The sequence below is a fragment of the Nocardioides sp. N13(2025) genome, from assembly GCF_051912545.1.
Lineage (GTDB): Bacteria > Actinomycetota > Actinomycetes > Propionibacteriales > Nocardioidaceae > Nocardioides.
On sequence record NZ_CP196809.1, the window covers coordinates 2,594,709 to 2,614,048 of the forward strand.

The 19,340-nt window shown below is 72.2% G+C and carries 17 protein-coding genes; 5 read left to right on the forward strand and 12 right to left on the reverse strand.

Annotated elements, in window-relative coordinates; genetic code table 11:
• Positions 1-3 precede the first annotated feature (3 nt).
• Positions 4-4,866, reverse strand: coding sequence for an NAD-glutamate dehydrogenase (locus tag ACS3YM_RS12640; protein ID WP_439936781.1), 4,863 nt, complete (start codon positions 4,864-4,866; stop codon positions 4-6).
• Between the two features lie 130 nt (positions 4,867-4,996).
• Here ACS3YM_RS12640 and ACS3YM_RS12645 point away from each other — a divergent pair, with 130 nt between their 5' ends.
• Complete coding sequence (locus ACS3YM_RS12645; RefSeq protein ID WP_439936782.1) at positions 4,997-5,620, forward strand: DUF2505 domain-containing protein; 624 nt, start codon at positions 4,997-4,999, stop codon at positions 5,618-5,620.
• Here ACS3YM_RS12645 and pruA read toward each other — a convergent pair.
• Genes pruA through ACS3YM_RS12660 form a run of 3 tightly spaced genes read right to left on the reverse strand, consistent with a single transcriptional unit; the run spans position 5,602 to position 9,023 of the window.
• On the reverse strand, positions 5,602-7,230 hold the full coding sequence (pruA, locus tag ACS3YM_RS12650) for an L-glutamate gamma-semialdehyde dehydrogenase (protein ID WP_439936783.1): 1,629 nt from the start codon (positions 7,228-7,230) through the stop codon (positions 5,602-5,604). The two genes, ACS3YM_RS12645 and pruA, sit on opposite strands and share 19 nt — an antisense overlap.
• Before the next feature lie 21 nt (positions 7,231-7,251).
• Entirely contained in the window at positions 7,252-7,596 is a 345-nt protein-coding gene (locus tag ACS3YM_RS12655; protein WP_439936784.1) for a DUF6912 family protein, read from the reverse strand.
• Positions 7,593-9,023 carry a WS/DGAT/MGAT family O-acyltransferase gene (locus tag ACS3YM_RS12660; RefSeq protein ID WP_439936785.1) on the reverse strand — a complete coding sequence of 477 codons (1,431 nt, stop codon included), beginning with the start codon at positions 9,021-9,023 and terminating at the stop codon, positions 7,593-7,595. Before ACS3YM_RS12660 ends, ACS3YM_RS12655 begins: the two co-directional genes overlap by 4 nt.
• Before the next feature lie 70 nt (positions 9,024-9,093).
• On the opposite strand from ACS3YM_RS12660, the gene ACS3YM_RS12665 reads away from it, so the two are divergent.
• On the forward strand, positions 9,094-9,534 hold the full coding sequence (locus tag ACS3YM_RS12665) for a hypothetical protein (protein WP_439936786.1): 441 nt from the start codon (positions 9,094-9,096) through the stop codon (positions 9,532-9,534).
• Positions 9,535-9,551: 17 nt separating this feature from the next.
• A complete protein-coding gene (locus ACS3YM_RS12670; RefSeq protein WP_439936787.1) occupies positions 9,552-10,871 on the forward strand; it encodes a hypothetical protein in 1,320 nt (439 codons plus the stop codon).
• Here the strand turns inward: ACS3YM_RS12670 and ACS3YM_RS12675 are convergent.
• The 3 genes from ACS3YM_RS12675 to ACS3YM_RS12685 form a co-directional block, all read right to left on the reverse strand.
• Positions 10,834-11,721 carry a calcium-binding protein gene (locus ACS3YM_RS12675; protein WP_439936788.1) on the reverse strand — a complete coding sequence of 296 codons (888 nt, stop codon included), beginning with the start codon at positions 11,719-11,721 and terminating at the stop codon, positions 10,834-10,836. The two genes, ACS3YM_RS12670 and ACS3YM_RS12675, sit on opposite strands and share 38 nt — an antisense overlap.
• A gap of 79 nt (positions 11,722-11,800) precedes the next feature.
• Complete coding sequence (locus ACS3YM_RS12680; protein WP_439936789.1) at positions 11,801-13,060, reverse strand: AAA family ATPase; 1,260 nt, start codon at positions 13,058-13,060, stop codon at positions 11,801-11,803.
• A 5-nt stretch (positions 13,061-13,065) separates the two neighbouring features.
• The gene (locus ACS3YM_RS12685; RefSeq protein ID WP_439936790.1) at positions 13,066-13,731 is read right to left on the reverse strand and encodes a hypothetical protein; all 666 of its coding nucleotides are present in this window, start codon (positions 13,729-13,731) and stop codon (positions 13,066-13,068) included.
• 99 nt (positions 13,732-13,830) lie between these two features.
• Between ACS3YM_RS12685 and ACS3YM_RS12690 the strand changes: the two genes are divergently transcribed.
• The gene (locus ACS3YM_RS12690) at positions 13,831-14,079 is read left to right on the forward strand and encodes a helix-turn-helix domain-containing protein (RefSeq protein WP_439936791.1); all 249 of its coding nucleotides are present in this window, start codon (positions 13,831-13,833) and stop codon (positions 14,077-14,079) included.
• Between the two features lie 12 nt (positions 14,080-14,091).
• On the opposite strand, the gene ACS3YM_RS12695 is transcribed toward ACS3YM_RS12690, so the two are convergent.
• The 3 genes from ACS3YM_RS12695 to sigE are packed head-to-tail and all read right to left on the reverse strand — an operon-like array spanning position 14,092 to position 16,570.
• Positions 14,092-15,474, reverse strand: coding sequence for a S1C family serine protease (locus ACS3YM_RS12695; protein ID WP_439936792.1), 1,383 nt, complete (start codon positions 15,472-15,474; stop codon positions 14,092-14,094).
• Positions 15,471-15,995 carry an anti-sigma factor family protein gene (locus ACS3YM_RS12700; protein WP_439936793.1) on the reverse strand — a complete coding sequence of 175 codons (525 nt, stop codon included), beginning with the start codon at positions 15,993-15,995 and terminating at the stop codon, positions 15,471-15,473. Before ACS3YM_RS12700 ends, ACS3YM_RS12695 begins: the two co-directional genes overlap by 4 nt.
• A complete protein-coding gene (gene sigE, locus ACS3YM_RS12705) occupies positions 15,995-16,570 on the reverse strand; it encodes an RNA polymerase sigma factor SigE (RefSeq protein ID WP_439936794.1) in 576 nt (191 codons plus the stop codon). Before sigE ends, ACS3YM_RS12700 begins: the two co-directional genes overlap by 1 nt.
• 229 nt (positions 16,571-16,799) lie before the next feature.
• On the opposite strand from sigE, the gene ACS3YM_RS12710 reads away from it, so the two are divergent.
• Positions 16,800-17,459: an O-methyltransferase gene (locus ACS3YM_RS12710; protein ID WP_439936795.1), complete on the forward strand. Its 660-nt coding sequence runs from the start codon at positions 16,800-16,802 to the stop codon at positions 17,457-17,459.
• On the opposite strand, the gene ACS3YM_RS12715 is transcribed toward ACS3YM_RS12710, so the two are convergent.
• Positions 17,456-17,794, reverse strand: a complete 339-nt coding sequence (locus ACS3YM_RS12715; protein WP_439936796.1) for a hypothetical protein — start codon at positions 17,792-17,794, stop codon at positions 17,456-17,458. The two genes, ACS3YM_RS12710 and ACS3YM_RS12715, sit on opposite strands and share 4 nt — an antisense overlap.
• Positions 17,794-19,338, reverse strand: coding sequence for a leucyl aminopeptidase family protein (locus tag ACS3YM_RS12720; RefSeq protein WP_439936797.1), 1,545 nt, complete (start codon positions 19,336-19,338; stop codon positions 17,794-17,796). Before ACS3YM_RS12720 ends, ACS3YM_RS12715 begins: the two co-directional genes overlap by 1 nt.
• Positions 19,339-19,340: the final 2 nt, after the last annotated feature.

Here is a 19,340-nt window from a genome sequence, read left to right on the forward strand (position 1 = left end):
CGATCAGGACAGCAGGCCGCGCACGACCCGCAGGCCGACCGAGAGGCGGGCCAGCTCCGCGGTCTCCTCGCGGCAGATCTCCTCGAGCGTCGCGGCGGCGCGTTCGATCAGCTCCTCGTCGGCGTTCTCCCACGCGGCCACCCGGGCCGGTGCCGGGTCGTCCGCGCTGGTGGACTCCAGCACCTGGGCCGTCAGCTGCTGGTGCACGCCGTAGAGGTCGTCGCGCACCGCGGCCCGGGCCATGGTCTGCCAGCGGTCGTCGCGCGGCAGCGCGAAGATCCGCTCGACCAGTGCCGGGAGGCCGAGCCGCTCGCCGAGGGCGAAGTGGACGCGTGCCACCTCGGTCGGGTCGAGGTCGAGCCGGTCTGCGGTCTCGACGATGCCGAGCAGGCTGTAGGCCGGGGCCAGGACCGCGACGCGGGATGCCAGCTCCGCGGGTACGCCGTTGTCGCTCAGGCGCTTCTCGCGCGCGACGTAGTCGTCGAGCTCGTGGCCGCTCATGATGCCCGGCAGCTCGGCCATCACCGCCTGCACGCGACCGCGGAAGAACTCCACCGTCGCGCGGGAGTCGAGGGGCGGGCGCCGGTTGGTCACCAGCCACCGCGACGCGCGCTCGACGAGCGTACGCATCTCGATCCGCATGCGGGTCTGGCGCTCGGCCGGGACCTGGTTGTCCAGCGCGGCGATGTCGTGGCGCAGCTGCAACGAGCCGAAGATCTCGCGCGCCACGAAGTTGGCCCGGGTCAGGTCGGCCGCGGTGGCCCCGGTCTCCCCCTGCAGGCGCGGCCAGAACGTCATGCCCGCACCGTTGACCAGGTCGTTGACGACCTGGGTCACGATGATCTCGCGACGCAGCGGGTGGTCCTCCATGGCCGCCTCGAGCTCGGGCTTCATCCGGCTCGGGAAGTAGGCGATCAGGTCCTCGCGCAGGTAGGGGTCGTCGGGCAGGTCGGAGTCGATGAGCTCCTCGGCCAGGACGATCTTGGTCCAGGCGAGCAGCACCGAGAGCTCCGGCGACGACAGCGCCTGCTTGCGGTCGAGGCGACGTCGCACCTGCCGCGTGCTCGGCAGTCCCTCCAGGTCGCGGTTGAGCACCCCGCGGCGCTCGAGGGCGCGCATCCAGTCCTCGTGGACGTGCAGCAGCGACGGGGCGTGCGCCTCCGCGTTGGCCAGGGCGAGGTTCTGCTCGTAGTTGTCGCGCAGCACCAGCGCGGCGACCTCGTCGGTCATCTCCGCGAGCAGCGTGTTGCGGGCGGTCTCGTCCATCTCACCGGCCCGCACGACCTTGTCGAGCAGGATCTTGATGTTGACCTCGTGGTCGGAGGTGTCCACGCCGGCGGAGTTGTCGATGAAGTCGGTGTTCATCCGACCGCCGTTGCCGCCCACCCCGTAGCGGGCGTACTCCACCCGGCCGAGCTGGGTGAAGCCGAGGTTGCCGCCCTCACCGATGCACTGCGCGCGGAGGTCCTCGCCGTTGACGCGGATCGCGTCGTTGGCCTTGTCGCCCGCGTCGGCGTTGGTCTCCTCGGACGACTTGACGTAGGTGCCGATGCCGCCGTTCCAGAGCAGGTCCACCGGCGCGAGCAGGATCGCCTTCATCAGCTCGGCGGGCGTCAGCGCCGTGACGTCGGAGGACAGGCCCAGCACCTGGCGCGCCTGCGCCGAGACCGGGATCGACTTCGCCGAGCGCGGCCACACGCCGCCGCCCTCGGAGATCAGGGAGGCGTCGTAGTCCTTCCAGCTCGACCGCGGGAGCTCGAAGAGGCGCTTCCGCTCGGCGAAGGACGCCGCCGCGTCGGGGTCGGGGTCGATGAAGATGTCGCGGTGGTCGAAGGCGGCGACGAGGCGGGTGTGCTCGGAGCAGAGCATGCCGTTGCCGAAGACGTCGCCGGACATGTCGCCGATGCCGACGGCGGTGAAGTCCTCGGTCTGGCAGTCGATGCCGCGCTCGCGGAAGTGCCGCTGCACCGAGACCCACGCGCCCCTGGCGGTGATGCCCATCGCCTTGTGGTCGTAGCCGACCGAGCCACCGGAGGCGAAGGCGTCGCCCAGCCAGAACCCGTAGTCCTTGGCCACACCGTTGGCGATGTCGGAGAACGTCGCCGTGCCCTTGTCGGCCGCCACCACGAGGTAGGAGTCGTCTCCGTCGTGGCGCACGACCTCGCGCGGCGGCACGGTCTTGCCGTCGACCAGGTTGTCGGTGATGTCGAGCAGGCCGGAGATGAACGTCTTGTAGCAGGCCACTCCCTCGGCCATCCACGCGTCGCGGTCGGAGGCGTCGGGCAGCTGCTTGCAGAAGAACGCGCCCTTCGCGCCGACCGGCACGATCACGGTGTTCTTGACCATCTGCGCCTTGACCAGCCCCAGCACCTCCGTGCGGAAGTCGTCGCGACGGTCCGACCAGCGCAGGCCACCGCGGGCGACGGCGCCGAAGCGCAGGTGCGAGCCCTCGACCCGGGGGCTGTAGACGAAGATCTCGTAGCGCGGGCGGGGCTCGGGCAGGTCGGGGATCGCCGACGGCTCGAGCTTGAAGGAGATGTACTGGTGGACCTCGCCGGCGTCCGTGCGCTGGAAGAAGTTGGTGCGCAAGGTGGCGCGGACCAGGGTCCGGTAGGAGCGTAGGATGCGGTCGTGGTCGAGGCTGACCACGTCGTCGAGCGCCTTGGCGAGGCGCTCCTCGATCGCCTCCATCTTCGCCGTGCGGGCCTCGGCACCGGCGTCGAGCGCGCGGTCACCGCGGCCCGGGTCGAAGCGCGACTCGAACAGCTCGACGAGGAGCCGGGTGATGTCGACGTTGCTGCGCAGCGCCTCCTCGATGTAGTCAAGGGCGAAGGGTGAGTTGCCCTGCTTGAGGTACTTCGCGTAGGCCCGGAGCACGGTGGCCTGGCGCCAGGTCAGGCCGGCCGCGAGGACGAGCTGGTTGAACCCGTCGATCTCGTTGTAGCCGTCCCAGACGGCACGCAGCGCCTCCGCGAACAGCGTCCGCTCGTGGGGCGGGAGCACCCGGCCGTGACGGATCCCGAACTCGTAGATGTACGACGGTCGCGACAGGCCCTCGAGCTCGTACGGCCGCTCGTCGACGACCTCGACGCCCATCGAGGTGAGCATCGGGAGGACCGAGCTCAGCGAGAGCGGCTCGCCGACGCGGAAGACCTTCAGCCGCGACTCGCCGCGACGGTAGCCGCCGCCCTTCTCGTCGGTGTCGAAGAGTGCGAGGTCGATGCCCTCGTCGCCCTTGATCGCCTCGATGCGGCCCAGGTCGGCGGAGCCGCGCTGCGGGGTGTAGTCCTCCTTGTAGGCCTCCGGGTAGGCGCCGGCCCAGGCGCGCGCCAGCTGCGAGCCCTCGGCCTCGCCGTAGTCGTTGACGACCGCGGCCATGAAGTCGTCGCGCCACGAGCGCGAGGCCTCGGTCAGGCGGCGCTCGAGGTCGGGGACGTCGATCTCCGGGATGTGGTGGCCCTTGGGCGGGTGGACCACGAAGTGCACGCGCGCGGTGGTCGACTCGTTGACGCGCGCGGTGAACTCGACGTGCTCGCCGCCGAGCTCCTCGCGCAGGATCTCGGCGAACCGCTCGCGCACGGCGGTGCTGTAGCGGTCGCGCGGGAGGTAGACGAGCACCGAGACGTAGCGGCCGTAGGTGTCGCGGCGCACGAACGCCCGCAGCTGGCGCCTCTCGCGCGCGAACATCACGTCCTGCGCCACGGGGGCCAGCTCGGCCGGCGAGGTGTGGAACAGCTCGTCGCGAGGGTAGTTCTCGAGGGTGTCCATCAACGCCTTGCCCGCGTGGCTCCGCGGGTCGAAGCCGGCGCGGCGCATGACCTCCTTGGCCTTCTCGCGCAGCACCGGGATGCGGGTGACCGACTCGGTGTAGGCGGCGCTGGAGAAGAGGCCGAGGAAGCGGCGCTCGCCGACGACCTCGCCGTCCGGACCGAACGTCTTGACCCCGACGTAGTCGAGGTAGGCCGGGCGGTGCACCGTGGCACGCGAGTTGGCCTTGGCCAGCACCAGCAGCGTCTTCTCGCGGGCCTTGGCCTTCGCGATCGGCGGCAGCTTGGCGAACGAGGCGGACAGGTCCTGGTCGTGGCGCAGGATGCCGAGGCCGGTGCCGGGCAGGGCGCGCAGGCCGCACTCCTCAGGGGCGCCCTCCTCGGCCTCGAGCTGGTACTCGCGGTAGCCGAGGAACGTGAAGTGGTCGTCGGCCAGCCAGGTCAGGAAGTTGCGGCCCTGCTCGATCTCGGCCGGCGACAGCGGGGGCGGGTTGTCGTCGAGCTCGGACACCACGGTCAGCACCTGGGCGTGCATCTTGGCCCAGTCCTCGACCGACTCCCGCACGTCACGCAGGACGCGCTGGACGCCCTCGGTGATCTCGGCGGCCTCGGCCTCGTCGGTGCGGTCGATCTCGACGTGCATCCACGACTCGGCACCTGAGGCGGCCGTGTCGCCGTGCGGCTGCTCGGCCGGCGAGGCGACGTGCTGGAGCTCGCCGGTGATGGTGCGCTCGACGGTGAGCTGCGGGTGGATCACGGAGTGCACGTTGTGCCCGAGGCGGGCGAGCTCCATCGTGACCGAGTCGACCAGGAAGGGCATGTCGTCGGTGACGACCTCGACCACCGACCGGCCGGCCGCCGACCATCCGGACTCAGCGCTCGTGGGGGTGACGACCCGGACGGCGGCGGTGCCCTGCGGACGTGACGAGGCGAGCTCGCGGTGGGACGCGACCGCACCGAACAGGTCCTCCGGCGACCGCTCGACGACCTCCTCCGGAGCCACGTGCCGGTAGTACGCGCGGACCAGGTCCACCCAGTCCGGTCGTCCCTCCGTCGCCGCGTCGAGCTGCTGGTCCTTGGTCTCCTCGGGCGTCGCCACGACCCGACCATAGAACCCGCCGTGTGACCCTCACAACACGGGTCCCTACCGGCGCGTCACTTCGCTCCCTGGGCCATGATGGGCCGCAGATTCCGGCTCCCACGACGACACAGGATGCGGTGGTTCCCCGATGAGCACGAAGCTCACCAAGCAGCTGACGTACGACGCCCCGGCGGAGGCCGTGGCCGCGATGCTCGACGACCAGGCGTTCCGCGAGGCCGTGCTCGAGCGGCAGAAGGTCGTGCGCGGCTCGGCCGTCGTGGCCGGCGACCTGGTGACGATCGAGCAGGTCCGCTCCGGCGACGACCTCCCGTCGTTCGCCCGCAAGTTCGTCGGCGACGAGATCCTCATCGTGCAGAAGGAGACCTGGACCTCCCCCACGTCGGCGGACGTCCACCTCCTCATCCCCGGCAAGCCGGGCGAGGCGGTCGGCACGCTGGTGCTCACCGAGTCCGGCGCGACGACGACCGAGTCGATCGACCTCGACCTGTCCGTCCGCATCCCGCTCGTCGGCGGCAAGATCGAGTCGCTCATCGCCGGGCTCTTCAGCGAGGCGCTCGACAAGGAGCACGAGGTCGGCGTGGAGTGGCTCAGCCGCTGGTCGGCCCCGTCCTCCCTGCGCCGCAGCAGGACCACGATCCCGAGCACGACGAAGGGCCCGACGGCGAGCAGGAGCGTGAGCCCCTGCTCGACCGGGTGCAGGGCGCCCATGTGCCACAGAGGACGGAGCACGCCTCAGCCCTGGTGCGGGTAGTGGTGGTCCTTCGGCGGCACGAAGGTCTCCTTGATGGAGCGCGGCGAGGTCCAGCGCAGCAGGTTGACCGCGGCGCCGGCCTTGTCGTTGGTGCCCGACGCGCGACCGCCGCCGAACGGCTGCTGGCCCACGACCGCGCCGGTCGGCTTGTCGTTGATGTAGAAGTTGCCGGCCGCGAACCGCAGCGTCTTGCGGGCCCACGCGATGGCCGCGCGGTCCTGGGCGATGATCGCGCCGGTCAGGGCGTACGGGGCGAACGACTCCATCTGCTCCACGACCTGCTCGAACCGGGCGTCGTCGTAGACGTGGACCGCGAGGATCGGGCCGAAGTACTCGTCCGAGAACATCTGGTCGGTCGGGTCGGTCGACTCCACGATGGTCGGTCGCACGAACCAGCCGACCGAGTCGTCGACCTGGCCGCCGGCCAGGATCGTGAGGTGCTTCTGCCGCTTGGCGCGCGCGATCGCCGCCTTGTGCTTGGCGAACGCGCGGTCGTCGATCACCGCACCCATGAAGTTGGTGAAGTCGGTGACGTCACCCATCGCGAGCGCCTCTGTGTCGGCGATCAGCTGGTCCTTGATCTTCGCCCACACCGACTTCGGGACGTAGGCGCGCGAGGCCGCCGAGCACTTCTGGCCCTGGAACTCGAACGCGCCCCGGATCATCGCGACCCGCAGCACGTCGGGGTCGGCGGACGGGTGGGCGACGATGAAGTCCTTGCCGCCGGTCTCCCCCACGATGCGCGGGTAGGAGCGGTAGCCGGTGATGTTCTCCCCGACCGTGCGCCACAGGTGCTGGAAGGTCGGGGTGGAGCCGGTGAAGTGGATGCCGGCGAGGTCGCGGTGCGCCAGCGCCACCTTCGACACCTCGAGGCCGTCACCGGGGAGCATGTTGATCACGCCCGGCGGCATGCCGGCCTCCTCGAGCAGCTCCATCGTCAGCGACGCGGCGAGCTGCTGGGTCGGCGAGGGCTTCCAGATGACCGTGTTGCCCATCAGCGCCGGGGCGGTGGGCAGGTTGCCCGCGATCGCGGTGAAATTGAAGGGCGTGATCGCGTAGACGAAGCCCTCGAGCGGGCGGTGGTCGGTGCGGTTCCAGATGCCGGGGCTGTTGGCGATCGGCTGGTCGGTGAGGATCTGCTTGGCGTAGTGGACGTTGAAGCGCCAGAAGTCGATCAGCTCGCACGCGGCGTCGATCTCGGCCTGGAACGCCGTCTTCGACTGCCCCAGCATCGTGGCGGCGTTGAGCGTCTGGCGCCACGGGCCGGCCAGCAGGTCGGCGGCCTTGAGGATGATCGCGCAGCGCTCGTCGAACGGCATCGCGCGCCAGGCCGGCGCGGCGTCGGCGGCGGCCTTGATCGCGGCCTCGGCGTCCTTGGTCGTGGAGTTCTTCAACGTGCCCAGCACGTGGGCGTGGTCGTGCGGCTGGACGACCTTCATCTCCGCGCCGCCACCGTTGCGGCGCCGCCCGCCGATCACCGCGCGGAACGACTGCTGCTTCTTCTCCAGCCGCGCCAGCTCCGCGACGAGGGTCTCCCGCTCCGCGCTGCCGGGGGCGTAGGTCAGGTTCGGCTCGTTGGTGGGAGCCGGAGGAAAGGTGATCGCGTCCATGACGCTGATCGTGTCAGAGAGTCACCCGAGCCTCAAAAGGTCGTCGATCTCCTGGGTCGCCCACCAGGCGAGGTCGTCGTCGGGGTCCGCGTCGTCGCGGTCGTCCACGTGGACGGCGACGACGTCGCGCCACGTCACCGGGGCCTCGGCCGAGGCGGTCTCGACCACCACCACGACCCGGCGCCGACGGCCGTCGGGCAGGCCCGCCAGCAGCTCGGCCGACGCGTCGGCAGCGGTCATCAGGGCGGCGTACTCCGTCTCCTCGGCGTCGTCCTCGGCCAGGACGGGGTCGCGCAGCTCCGGACCCTCGCCGTCCCACTGCTCCGCGAGCCGCGGCAGCGTGGTCGGGAGGTAGCGGCGGGTCACTTCTTCCGCCCGCGCGGGGCCCGCGGCCGCGAGTCGGAGGCCGAGTCCTTCAGCTCCTCGAGCGACTCCAGCACGCACTGGCCGAGGACGTCCGCGTCCGGCACGGCGTCGCGGTCGGCGGTGATGCCGTAGAACACGCCGCCGTCGTAGGACGTGACCCCGATGGCCAGCGGGTGGTCGGGCAGCAAGGGGTGGACGGGGTAGGACTCCAGCATCCGCGCGCCGTCGGCGTAGAGCGGGAACTGCGGGCCGGGCACGTTGGTGATCGACAGGTGGAACCCGCGGCGCAGCTCGGCGGTGGCGAGCCGCGCGCCGAGGGCGTGGAACGTCGTCGGCGCGAAGCCGGCGATCCCGGACAACCGGCGGGCCGAGACGTTGCGGCCGTTGTCGCGGTGGGCCTTGAGGTCGTAGCTGACCTGGTGGAGGCGTACGACCGGGCTGGCCTCGCTGATCGGCAGGTTCACCAGGTGCCCGGTGACCTGGCTGCCGAGCGAGGTGGCCTCGAGCTCGTCGTCGATGACCGACATCGGCACGATCGCCTTGATCGTCCGCAGCCCGCCCATCGACTCCGCGCGCGTCATCAGCCAGCCGCGGAGGCCGCCTGCCACCGTGGCGAGGATGACGTCGTTGACGGTGCCGCCGTGGACCTCGCGGATGGCGCGGTAGTCGGCGAGCTCGGTGCGCACGGCCACGAAGCGCCGCTGCTGGGACAACCGCCGGTGGACCGGCGTGGAGTGCACCGGCCCGCGGCCGGCGAGGGCATGGGCCACCTCGGCGACCCGGGCGCCCGTCGCCGAGGCCTGCCGTCCGAGGAGCTCGGCGTTGGCCCGCGTGGTCGACCAGAGCGTGCGGGGGCTCTCGAGGCTGTCGGTGAGGGCATTGACCGCAGCGGCCACCGGCCCGGACGCGCGTCGCGGTCGCCAGTCGTCGTCATGGCCGAGGGGCGAGCGGTCCGGGGAGGTGTCGAGCAGCACCTGTCCGATGTCGACGGTCTCGCGACCGTCGACCAGGATCTGGTGGCTCTTGGTGAGCAGCGCGATCCGACCGTCGGCGAGCCCCTCGACGAAGTAGACCTCCCACAGGGGACGACTGCGGTCCAGCGGGCGGGAGGCGATGCGGGCGACGAGCTCGCGGAGCTGGTCCATGGTCCCCGGACGCGGCAGCGCGGAACGGCGTACGTGGTAGCCGAGGTCGAAGTTCTCGTCGTCCACCCACGCCGGGTTGGCCAGGCGGCCCGGCACCGTCTGCAGCCGCTGCCGGTAGCGCGGCACGAAGGCGATCCTGTCGGCGATGAGCTCGACCAGGCGGTCGTGGTCGAAGCCGGAGTCACCGGGGTCGAAGATCTCGAGGGTGGCGTTGTGCATGGGCGTCGTGGGGGACTCTGCGGCCAGGATGGCCAGGTCCCGCGGCCGGAGCCGCTCCGTCATGTCCTGCCCTCTCGTCGGCAACGCTTGTCCCGCATGGGATTCTGGCAGAGGCGGTGGCCGACTGCGTGTCGTGACCACCGTCTCGTGCGGAAAACAGCTGAAGGAGAAATTCGTGTCCGGTCGCGGCCTCGCGCGCCTTGCCCCTCTCGCCGCCCCCCTCGCCCTGGTGCTCTCCCTGGGCCTGACCGCCTGCAGCGGCAGTGACGACGACGACCCGCCCGTGACCCAGGGCTCGTCCAACGAGGGAGACTCGGTCGCGGTCACAGTGACCCGCGAGGGCGACTCCTTCACCCCCAACGGCGAGCGCGTCGAGCTGGCGGTCGGCCAGACCCTGGTCCTCACCGTCACCGCCGACGAGCCCGGCGAGATGCACGTGCACTCCACCCCCGAGAAGGAGATCGCCTACGAGGCGGGCACCAGCGAGCACGAGATCACGATCGACCGCCCGGGCGTGGTCGAGGTGGAGAGCCACGAGCCCGACACGGTCGTGCTCCAGCTCGAAGTGCGTTGAGAAGGGTCGGCTGACCCATGGCCTCGATCTCGGCGCACGGGCTCGGCGGCGCCAAGGACCTGCCGATCCCCTCCGAGCTGGCCATCGCCGGCGCGGTCGCGGCGCTGGTCATCTCCTTCACGGTCCTGGCCGTGGCGTGGCGTGAGCCGCGCTACGACCCCGCGACCAGCGGGCGTCCGGCCCCCGCCTGGCTCGACCGCCTCGTGTCCTCCCGCGCGCTGGCCGTCACCGCCCGCGTGCTGGGCATGGCGTTCTTCCTCTACGTCGCGGCCGCCGCCGTCCTCGGCAAGGACACCCTGGTCAACCCGTTCCTGGGGACCTTCTACGTCCTGCTGTGGGTCGGGATCGTGCCGGCCTCGCTGCTGCTCGGCCCGGTCTTCAGGGCGATCAGCCCGGCCCGCACGGTGAGCATGCTGTTCGCCAAGGTGTCGGGCGTGCCCGAGGGCGAAGGGCTGCACCCCTACCCGGCCCGGCTCGGCTACTGGCCCGCCGCGCTCGGGCTCTTCTCCTTCGTCTGGCTCGAGCTCGTCTACCCCGGCTCCACCGACCTCGGCCCCGTGCGGCTGTGGTGCGCCGCCTACCTCGGCATCATGCTGATCGGCTCCGCCGTGTGGGGTACGACGTTCCTCGAGCGCGCCGACCCCTTCGAGGTCTACTCGTCACTGGTCGCCAAGCTCTCGATCTGGGGTCGCCGCGACGGGGCGCTGGTGCTGCGCAGCCCGCTGGCCAACCTCGACACGCTGGTGCCGCGGCCCGGGCTCGTCGCCGTGGTCGGGGTGCTGTTCGGCAGCACCGCGTTCGACTCCTTCCGCGAGTCGACGCCCTGGCTCACGCTCGTCCAGTCGCTCGAGACCTCACGCGTCGCGCCGGACACCGTCGCGCTGGTCGCGTTCTCGGCCGGCGTGGCGCTGGTCCTCACCGTCGCCACGATGGCCACCGGCGTCAGCGGTGACACGCCGCGGCGAGCGCTGCCCGACCTGTTCGCCCACTCGGTGGTGCCGATCATCGTGGGCTACATCGTGGCCCACTACCTGACCTACTTCGTGGAGTACGGGCAGACGACGCTGATCCAGCTGAGCGACCCGTTCAGCCGGGGCGACAACTACCTCGGCACGGGCGACCTGCAGGTGAACTACTGGCTCTCCGCGCACCCGACGTTCCTGGCCGTGACCAAGGTCCTGGCCGTGACGCTCGGCCACGTCGTCGGCGTCGTGGCCGCGCACGACCGGGCGGTCAAGCTGCTGCCGCCGCGGCACCAGCTGACCGGTCAGCTGCCGCTGCTCTTCGCCATGGTGGGCTTCACCGTGGGAGGTCTGTACCTGCTGTTCGCTGCGTGACCGGGCCGTAGGGCCACCCTGCGGGCAGGTCCTGCACCACCTTGACGATCTCGCAGGAGCCGCGGTAGTCGACGACGTCTTGCGGGTCGCGGCGACCGACGAACAGCACCTGGTCGGCGCTGCCGGCGTCGCTCTGGGTCGGGTCGTCGCAGTGGATCTTGTCCTCGAACCCGTCCGGGAGCACGTAGATGACGTCGTTGCCCTGCTCGGTGAAGACCTTGTCGGCACCCGGGCCCAGGAAGACGACGTCGTCGCCCTCGTCGCCCTTGAGCTTCACGTCGTCGCCGTCGCCGTCGATCAGGACGTCGTTGCCCGGCCCGCCCTGGATGGCGCCGTCGTCGCCGGGGCCGGCGTCGATCCAGTCGTCGGCGTCGCCGCCGATGCTCTTGTCCGCGCCGTCGCCGCTGTAGATGCGGTCGGTGCCGGGGCCGCCGTTGAGCACGTCGTTGCCCGCCTCGCCGAAGACGACGTCGTTGCCGATGCTGGCGGAGAGGAGGTCGTCGCCGTCGCTGCCGTAGAGCTCGTCGTCGCCCTGGCCGCCGTCGATCTTGTCGTTGCCGAGGCCGCCCGCGACCCAGTCGCTCCCGGGCTGGGCGGTGATCCAGTCGTTGCCGGCGTCACCGGTGACCCGGTCGTTGCCCTTGCCGGCGTAGACGGTGTCGTCGCCGCCCCTGCCCGTGATTCGGTCACGTCCGCCGAGGGACATGATCCGGTTGGGCTTGGCGTTGCCGACGATCACGTCGTTCCCCGTGGTGCCGGGCGAGATCTTCGCGGCGGAGGCCGCGGTGGCGGTGACGGTCAGGGTGAGCGCGACTACGGCGATCCCGGTCGCCCGATGCGGATTGAGCACTGGCTTCTCCTTCGAATGCCCCAAGAATTCCTTCGAAGCAGTACCCAATCTAAGGCAAATCTTGACGATCGTCAGATTGTCAGCGTGGACGACGTCCCCGCCGACGCCGCCCCGCAGGGACCGACGGCACGCTCACGGGGAACAGCGCGTCGGCCAGCGCGGCGATGCCCTGCACAAGGGGCGAGTCGCCCACCTCGGCCAACGGGCGCCCCGAGACGAGCGCCTTGTCGACGGCCGCACGGTCCTCCGGGAGGAAGTGGAGGCCCGCGACCCGGCTGAACCCCTCGACCATCCCGGCGATCTCCTTCTCCGACCAGCCGATGGAGCTGCGCATGCGGTTGACCACGACCCGGACCGGGATCCCGCCGGCACGCTCGCGCAGGTCCACCAGCCCCCGCGCCAGGCGCGTGAGGCCCACCGGGTCGGCCGCGCCGACGACCACGACCTCGTCGGCCTGCTCGAGCGCGGCCAGGGTGAGCGCGTTGCGCCCGGGACGTCCGCCGAAGTCCGAGCCCACGTCCTCCTCGAGGCAGAACCCGGTGTCGACGACGACCTGGGCCGAGGCGCGCGCCCGCTCGAGCAGCTGGTCGACCTGCGCGGCACGCACCTCACGCCAGCGGTCGGCCCGCGGCAGCCCGGTCACCACGGCGAGGTGCTCGCCGATCCCCCGGCACACCGACGCGAACCGGTCGTCGAGCTGGCCCGCCCCCGCGAGCCGCGAGGCCGAGAGCAGTCCGGAGACCTCGTCGAGCACGCCCAGCTGCTGGGCCACGGCGCCGCCGTAGGGGTCGAGGTCGGCCAGGACGACGTCGGTGCGGCGGCTCGCGACCTCCCAGGCGAGGTTGGTCGCGACCGTCGTACGCCCCGGGGCGCCGCCCGGCCCCCAGACCACGACGACGCGACCACCGTCCGCGCCGTCCTCGGCCGGCACGACGTCGGGGAGCACCTCGACCGCAGCGCCGTCGCGCGCATGGGTGTCGGCCGCGTCCTCGACCGAGACGACCACCGACGCCAGGGAGGCCAGCTCACCGGCTCCGACCACCGCCGTGATGCCCAGCCGCTGCGCGTGCTCGCGCACGTCGAGGTCGTCGGAGCGGGAGGTCGTCACCGCGACGGGTCGCACGGCGTGGCGGCGGAGGTGGGCGGTGCTGGCCGGGTCGAGGCCCGGTGCGTCGAGCGAGACCACGGCCACGTCGGACTGCCCGCTGGTGACCGACGCGAGGAGGTCGTCGACGTCGACACAGCGCTTGAGCACCACCACCCCGGGGTGGGCCTCCAGGTCCGCCAGGGCCGGGGACTCCCACGCCTCCCCTGCTGCGAGGAGCAGCACGCAGATCACGGCCGTCAGCCCCGGCCGACGACGCGCACGCGGTTGTCGGCGCTGGCCGCGAGGACCTGTCCGAGCGACTCCTCGTCGTCGTGGGGCACTGCCAGGACGAGCTGGCGGCTCGTCGCGGAGGCGAACGAGTCCGAGACGAGGGGCGCGTCGAGGATGAGCACGTCACCGAGCACCAGCTCGGCGGCCGCGCGCGAGCGCCGGTCCTCACCGATGACCCACACGTCGACGCGCGAGCCGCGGACGAGGTCGGTCGGCACGTGCTCGGCCGCCACGGCGATGGAGACCGCCACGGTGTCGTCGTCGGGCTGCTCGCCGAGGGCGCCCGCGGGCACCAGCTCCCCGGTGGCCAGCGGGCGGGTGAGGGTGAGCGCCGCGGGCAGCTCGTCGTCGACCGGGAGGTAGCGCTCCTGGTCGGCGTCGTCGTCGAAGCGCACCCGCGTCACGGCGAGGTCGTCGGCGGTGAGCGTCTGCCCGGCCACCAGGTCGGACGAGGCCGACCAGACCGCCGTCATGTCGTCGGCGCCGGCCAGGATGCGGGCCCCGGCCACGACGGAGCCGGTGACCAGTGCGACCCCGATCCAGAGGCGCGGGTCGCGCCATCCCGGGGACGTCGTACGACTCGCGGCAGGGACGTCGACAGGGCGCGTGGGACGCGACGGTTTCCGAGACACGCGGTCATCATTGCCGCCCGGGCCGCACTTCACACCTGTCTCTCCACAGGAGCGGCCGGGCGACGTCGTGCCTCACCGACTCGGTGGCACGATGACCCCATGGCCGAGGACCCCCGCTTCCTGACGCTCGCCGACGTGGCCGAGGTGCTGAACACCTCCGGGGCGCAGGTCTATGCCCTGGTCCGGCGCGGCGAGCTGCCGGCGATCAAGATCGGCGGGCGGGGGCAGTGGCGCGTCGAGCGGGTGCAGCTCGAGGAGTTCATCCAGCGGATGTACGCGCAGACCCGGACCTTCGTCGACGAGCACCCGTTCGTCGAGGCCGAGGCGGCCTCGACCGACGTCGACTGACCGTGGGTTGGTCTATCCGACCTTGCCGTCGAGCTCGACCTCCACGGTCTGCTCCTCACCGCCGCGGAGCACCGACATCGTCACGGTCTCGCCCGGCAGGTGCGTGCGGATCGCCACGATGAGGGCGATGCCGTCGCTGACGGGCTGGTCGCCCACCGCCGTGATCACGTCGTCCTTCTTCAGCCCGGCCCGCTCGGCGGGGGTGTCGGGCATGACCTCCGTGATGGTCGCGCCCTCGGAGTCGGGCTCCCCGCCCGTGCGCACCTGGGCGCCGATGACGGGATACTCCGCCTCGCCCGTGCGCAGGATCTGGTCGACCGTCGTGCGGACCTGCTCGATCGGGATGGCGAACCCGACACCGATGTTGCCTGCTTCGCCGGCGACACCGCCGTTGGTGGCGATCGCCGAGTTCACCCCGACCACCTCGCCGGCGAGGTTGACGAGCGGCCCGCCGGAGTTGCCGGGGTTGATCGCGGCGTCGGTCTGCACGGCGTTGATGTAGGAGGAGTCGTCGTCGGACTCGCCCGAGGTGGTGACGGGGCGGTTGAGGGCGCTCACGATGCCGGAGGTGACGGTCTGGCTCAGGCCCAGCGGCGCGCCGAACGCGATCACCGGGTCGCCGACGTGGAGCACCTGCGAGGCACCGAGCGCCGCGGGCTCGAGGGACTCGGCACCGTCGACGTCGAGCACGGCGAGGTCGTACACCGAGCTCCGGCCCACCACGGTGGCCTCGTGCCGCTCACCCTCGTGGTCGATGACGACGAGCGGGCCGTCGTTCTCGACCGCGGAGGCGACGACGTGGTTGTTGGTCACCACGTGCCCCTCCCGGTCGAGCACGAAGCCCGATCCGGTCGCGCGACCGCCCTGGCCCTCTGCCCCGGCGACGATCTGCACCGTGCTCGGCAGCAGGGCCTGGGCGACGGCCGGCACCGATCCGTTGTCGGCGTCGAGGGGTGCGGCGGTCTGGGTCCGGACCCCGTCGAGGCCGTTGTCGATCGTGCCGCGCTGGGAGGACAGCTCGTCCTGCAACGCTCCCCCGGCCAGTCCGCCGAGGACGCCCACGACGAGGGCGACGGCCGCCACTGCGGGCCACATCCACAGCGGGAGCCTGCGGGCGCGAGCGGGGTCGGCCGGCTGGCCGTAGCCTGGCGGGTAGGGGCCGGGACCGGGACCGGGACCGAAGTACGCCACATCGGGGCGCGGCGGTCCGGGAGGACCGAACGGGACCGTGGCGGGCGGCGGGCCGGCGAGCATGCCGGGCTCCTGCCCGTAGGCCTGGCCCTGGGGTTGGGGCTGGGGCTGCGGCTGGGGCTGCGGCGCGGGCGCGCGCCAGCCGGCGAGGGGCTGCGTCGGCTCGTCGGAGGTCGGCTCCTCGGGCTGGTGCTCGTCGCTCACGGAGCAATCTTCTCCCGGATCGCCACGAGGCGCTCGGCCAGGGGCGTCCGGGAGGGTGAGACCGGCCCACGGGCGGTGCGGTCGTCGACGTTCGTGACCGGGGTCGCGGGGACGACCGGTCGGCTCAGGTCGGTGGCCGGCGGGCGCGGGTCGAGCCGGGGGGCGCCGGCGACCCCGAGCGCGAGCACCCCGACGACGCAGGCGCTCGCGGCGCCGCCGCCGATGGCGACCAGGCCGCGACGGGGACGGTGCCCGGCGGTCCGGAACGGCGGGGCGCTGAGCGCGGAGGCCGCGCGGGGGTCGAGTGCGGAGCAGCGGCCGACGAGGGACGACTTGAAGTCGCGGGAGGGCTCCGAGGGCCCGAAGGAGAGCTGCGCCAGCTGCGTCTTCACCCAGCCCTCGTGCTCGACGAGGTCGCGGCAGGTGTGGCACGCGTGGACGTGCGCCCAGCAGCGCTCCTCCTCCTCAGGCGCGAGGCGGCCGTCGACGAGGGCGCTGACCCGGGACCCGAGGTGCGTCATCAGGACACCGCCCCTCGGTAGCGCTCACGACCGGCAGCCGGCTCGCGGTGTGCGAGGGCCTTGCGGAGCATGCTGCGGCCACGGTGGATGCGCGAGCGGACGGTGCCGAGCTTGGCGTCCATGATCTCCGCGACCTCCTCGTAGCTGAGGCCCTCGACGTCACACAGCACGACGGCGGCACGGAAGTCGGGCGGCAGCGTGGCCAGGGCGGTCTCGATGTCGTCGTCGAAGGTCTGCTCGGACACGGCGAGCTCCGCGGCGGGCGCCGGGCTGGTGAGCCTGGCGGCGCGCTCGTCGGAGAGCGTGTCGAAGCGGATCCGCTGCTTGCGGCGGGCGCCGTCGAGGAACAGGTTGGTGGTGATGCGGTGCAGCCAGCCCTCGAAGGTTCCGGGCGTGTAGGTGTCGAGCGAGCGGAAGACGCGCACGAAGACCTCCTGCGTCAGGTCCTCCGCGTCGGGACGGTTGCCCGTGAGCCGATAGGCCAGGCGGAACACCCGGTCGGAGTGCTGCTCCACGACCTGGTCCCACGTCGGGATCCCGTCCGTCACCAGAGGTGTGTCGACCTGCTCGCCCACGGGAGCCCCCTGGCTCGTCGTCTTCCTCGACCGAAGCTGCACCGGTCTGCTGTCCTTCCTGACGCTAGGCAGTCCGCCTGAGAGTTCCCTGTGAACCTCGTGCGCTCCGACCAAGAACTTCCCGCTGCCCGGGGCGTGCCCGGCACGGCGGCGTACAGCGTCCAACGAGCGAGGGGCCGCGTGTGTTCCCGGACACGTGCGCGAGCCGGCGCCGCGATAGTGTCAGCCCGTGCCCCACCACCCCACGCCGATCAAGCCCGCGAGTTGGTCCTACGCCGAGACGTTCGTGGCCGAGGACGACATCCTCGCCGCCGCCCGCAGCCGTGCCGAGGAGGTGGGTGTGGCGCCGGTCGGCCCCGGCGTCGGGGCCGCACTGCGGTTCCTCGCCTCCGTCCTCGACGCCCGCGCGGTCGTGGAGATCGGCACGGGCACCGGCGTCTCGGGCCTGTGGCTCCTGCGCGGCATGCGCTCCGACGGCGTGCTCACGACCGTCGACATCGAGGCCGAGCACCAGCGCCTGGCCAAGGAGACCTTCACCGAGGCCGGCATCCCGGGCAACCGCGCCCGCACCATCGCCGGCGCCGGGCTCGACGTGCTCCCCCGCCTCACCGACGGGCACTACGACCTGGTGTTCTGCGACGGCGACAAGCGCGAGTACGCCGCCTACCTCAAGGAGGCGCTGCGGCTGCTGCGCCCCGGCGGGGTCGTGGCGTTCGACAACGCCCTGTGGCACGACCGCGTCGCCGACCCCGCGCAGCGCGACGAGGAGACGGTGACCATCCGCGACCTGGGTCGCACGATCGCCGAGCACGAGGCGCTCGTGCCCGTCCTGCTGCCCGTGGGCGACGGGCTGCTCGCCGCCAAGAAGGAGTGGGCCCCGGAGGCCTAGGTCCGAGGGGCGGCGACGAAGCCGTCCCAGCCCTCGGCGACCGCCACGACGTCGCACTCCTCGATCAGGACCGGCGCCGACCCGATGATCTGCGAGCCCGGGGACTCGGCGGCACCCGCGGCGAAGGTGCGCTGGAACTCCTCGCGCGCCTCGTCGGTGGCGAAGACGTAGCAGCCCTCGAACCACTCCCCCCGGCGCATCCGCCAGGTCTTGAAGCGGAGACCGGCCATGCCGGTGAACCGGGCGTGCGAGGACTCCGCGACGTAGGTGGCGAGCTGCTCCTCCACACCCTCGGGTGCGTCGGCGAGCGACCAGCGGACGGTGAGTCCGAGCATCAGGCGATCCCTTCCAGCGGGTCGTCGGACCCGAGCCAGGCGAGCAGCAGGCGCGGCCCGTAGCCGCTGGGCCCGGCCGTCCACTCGTGCCGGTCGGCCGGCGACTCGGCGGCGGAGGCGAAGTCGAGGTGCGCCCACGGCACGTCGCCGGCGAAGTACTGCAGGAACAGCGCCGCCGTGATCGCACCCGCCCCACCGGCGGCGTTGTCGCCGTCGGCGATCTTGGAGGTCACCTGGTCCTCGTAGTCCGCGACCAGCGGCATCCGCCAGATGTTCTCACCGGAGGCCTCGGCGGCCGACTCCACGTGCGCGGCCAGGACCTCGTGGTTGGCGAAGTAGCCGCCGGTCCACTGGCCCAGTGCCACCTTCATCGCACCGGTCAGGGTGGCGATGTCGACCAGGACGGTCGGGGCGAGCTCGGAGACGGCGTACGCCATCGCGTCGGCCAGCACGAGGCGACCCTCGGCGTCGGTGTTGTTGACCTCGGAGGTGCGACCCCCGAAGTGCGTGATCACGTCGCCGGGACGCATCGCGGAACCGCTGATGGCGTTCTCCGCGGCCGGCACCAGCCCGATCACCCGGACCGGGCAGTCGACGTCGCGCAGCGCGGCCATCGCGGCGATCACCGCGCCACCGCCGCTCATGTCGCGCTTCATGGTGAGCATGCTCTCGCTGGGCTTGATGTCGAGCCCGCCGCTGTCGAAGGTGATGCCCTTGCCGACGAGCACGACGGTGGGCATCCGCTTGGTGGCCCCGCGAGGGATGTAGTCCATGCGGATCATCCGGGGCGGGTTGGCGGAGCCGCCGCCCACGGCGAGGATGCCGCCGAAGCCCTCGGCAGCGAGCCGCTCCTCGTCCCAGATCGTCACCTCGAGGCCGGCGGCCCCACCGAGCTCGACGGCCTGCTCGGCCAGCCACGCCGGGGTCTTGAGGTTGGCCGGGACGGTGGCCAGGGTGCGCGAGCGCCAGCCGGCGCCGCCGAGCGCGATGGCCCGGGCGAGCTCCTCGTCCGCGCCGTCGTCGCTCACGCCGGCGAGCACGATGCGCGCCACCGGGCGCTCCTGCGGGCCGTTGGAGCGCCAGTGGAAGGTGAAGGAGCCCAGCATCGCGCCGACCACGAGAGCGCCCAGGCCATCGTCAGGGGCGATCGCCGCGAGCGAGGTGACCACGCTGGCGCGGTCCTTCGTCGCGCGGGCCACCGCGGCGCCGGCGCGGCGGAAGTCCACGACCGACCCCTCGCCGACACCGACGAGGAGCACGAGGCCCACCTCGCCCACGTCGTCGGAGGGGGCGAGCGGCGCCACCGGGATCGCGGTGACCTCACCCGCGCGCCCGCTGGCCCGGGCGGCCTCGAGGGCCGCCAGGAGGTCGACACCGAGGACCTCGGACGCCTCGTCGGCGCCGGGGCCGAGCAGCACCCCGTCCGGGTCCGGGAGGACCGGGAAGGCCCACACCTCGCCCCCGCCGATCTGGTGCGGCAGCGCGGGGCTGAGGGCGAACTCGGGCGGTGAGACCTGAGGAGGGAGTTGCGCAGTCGTGGCCACGA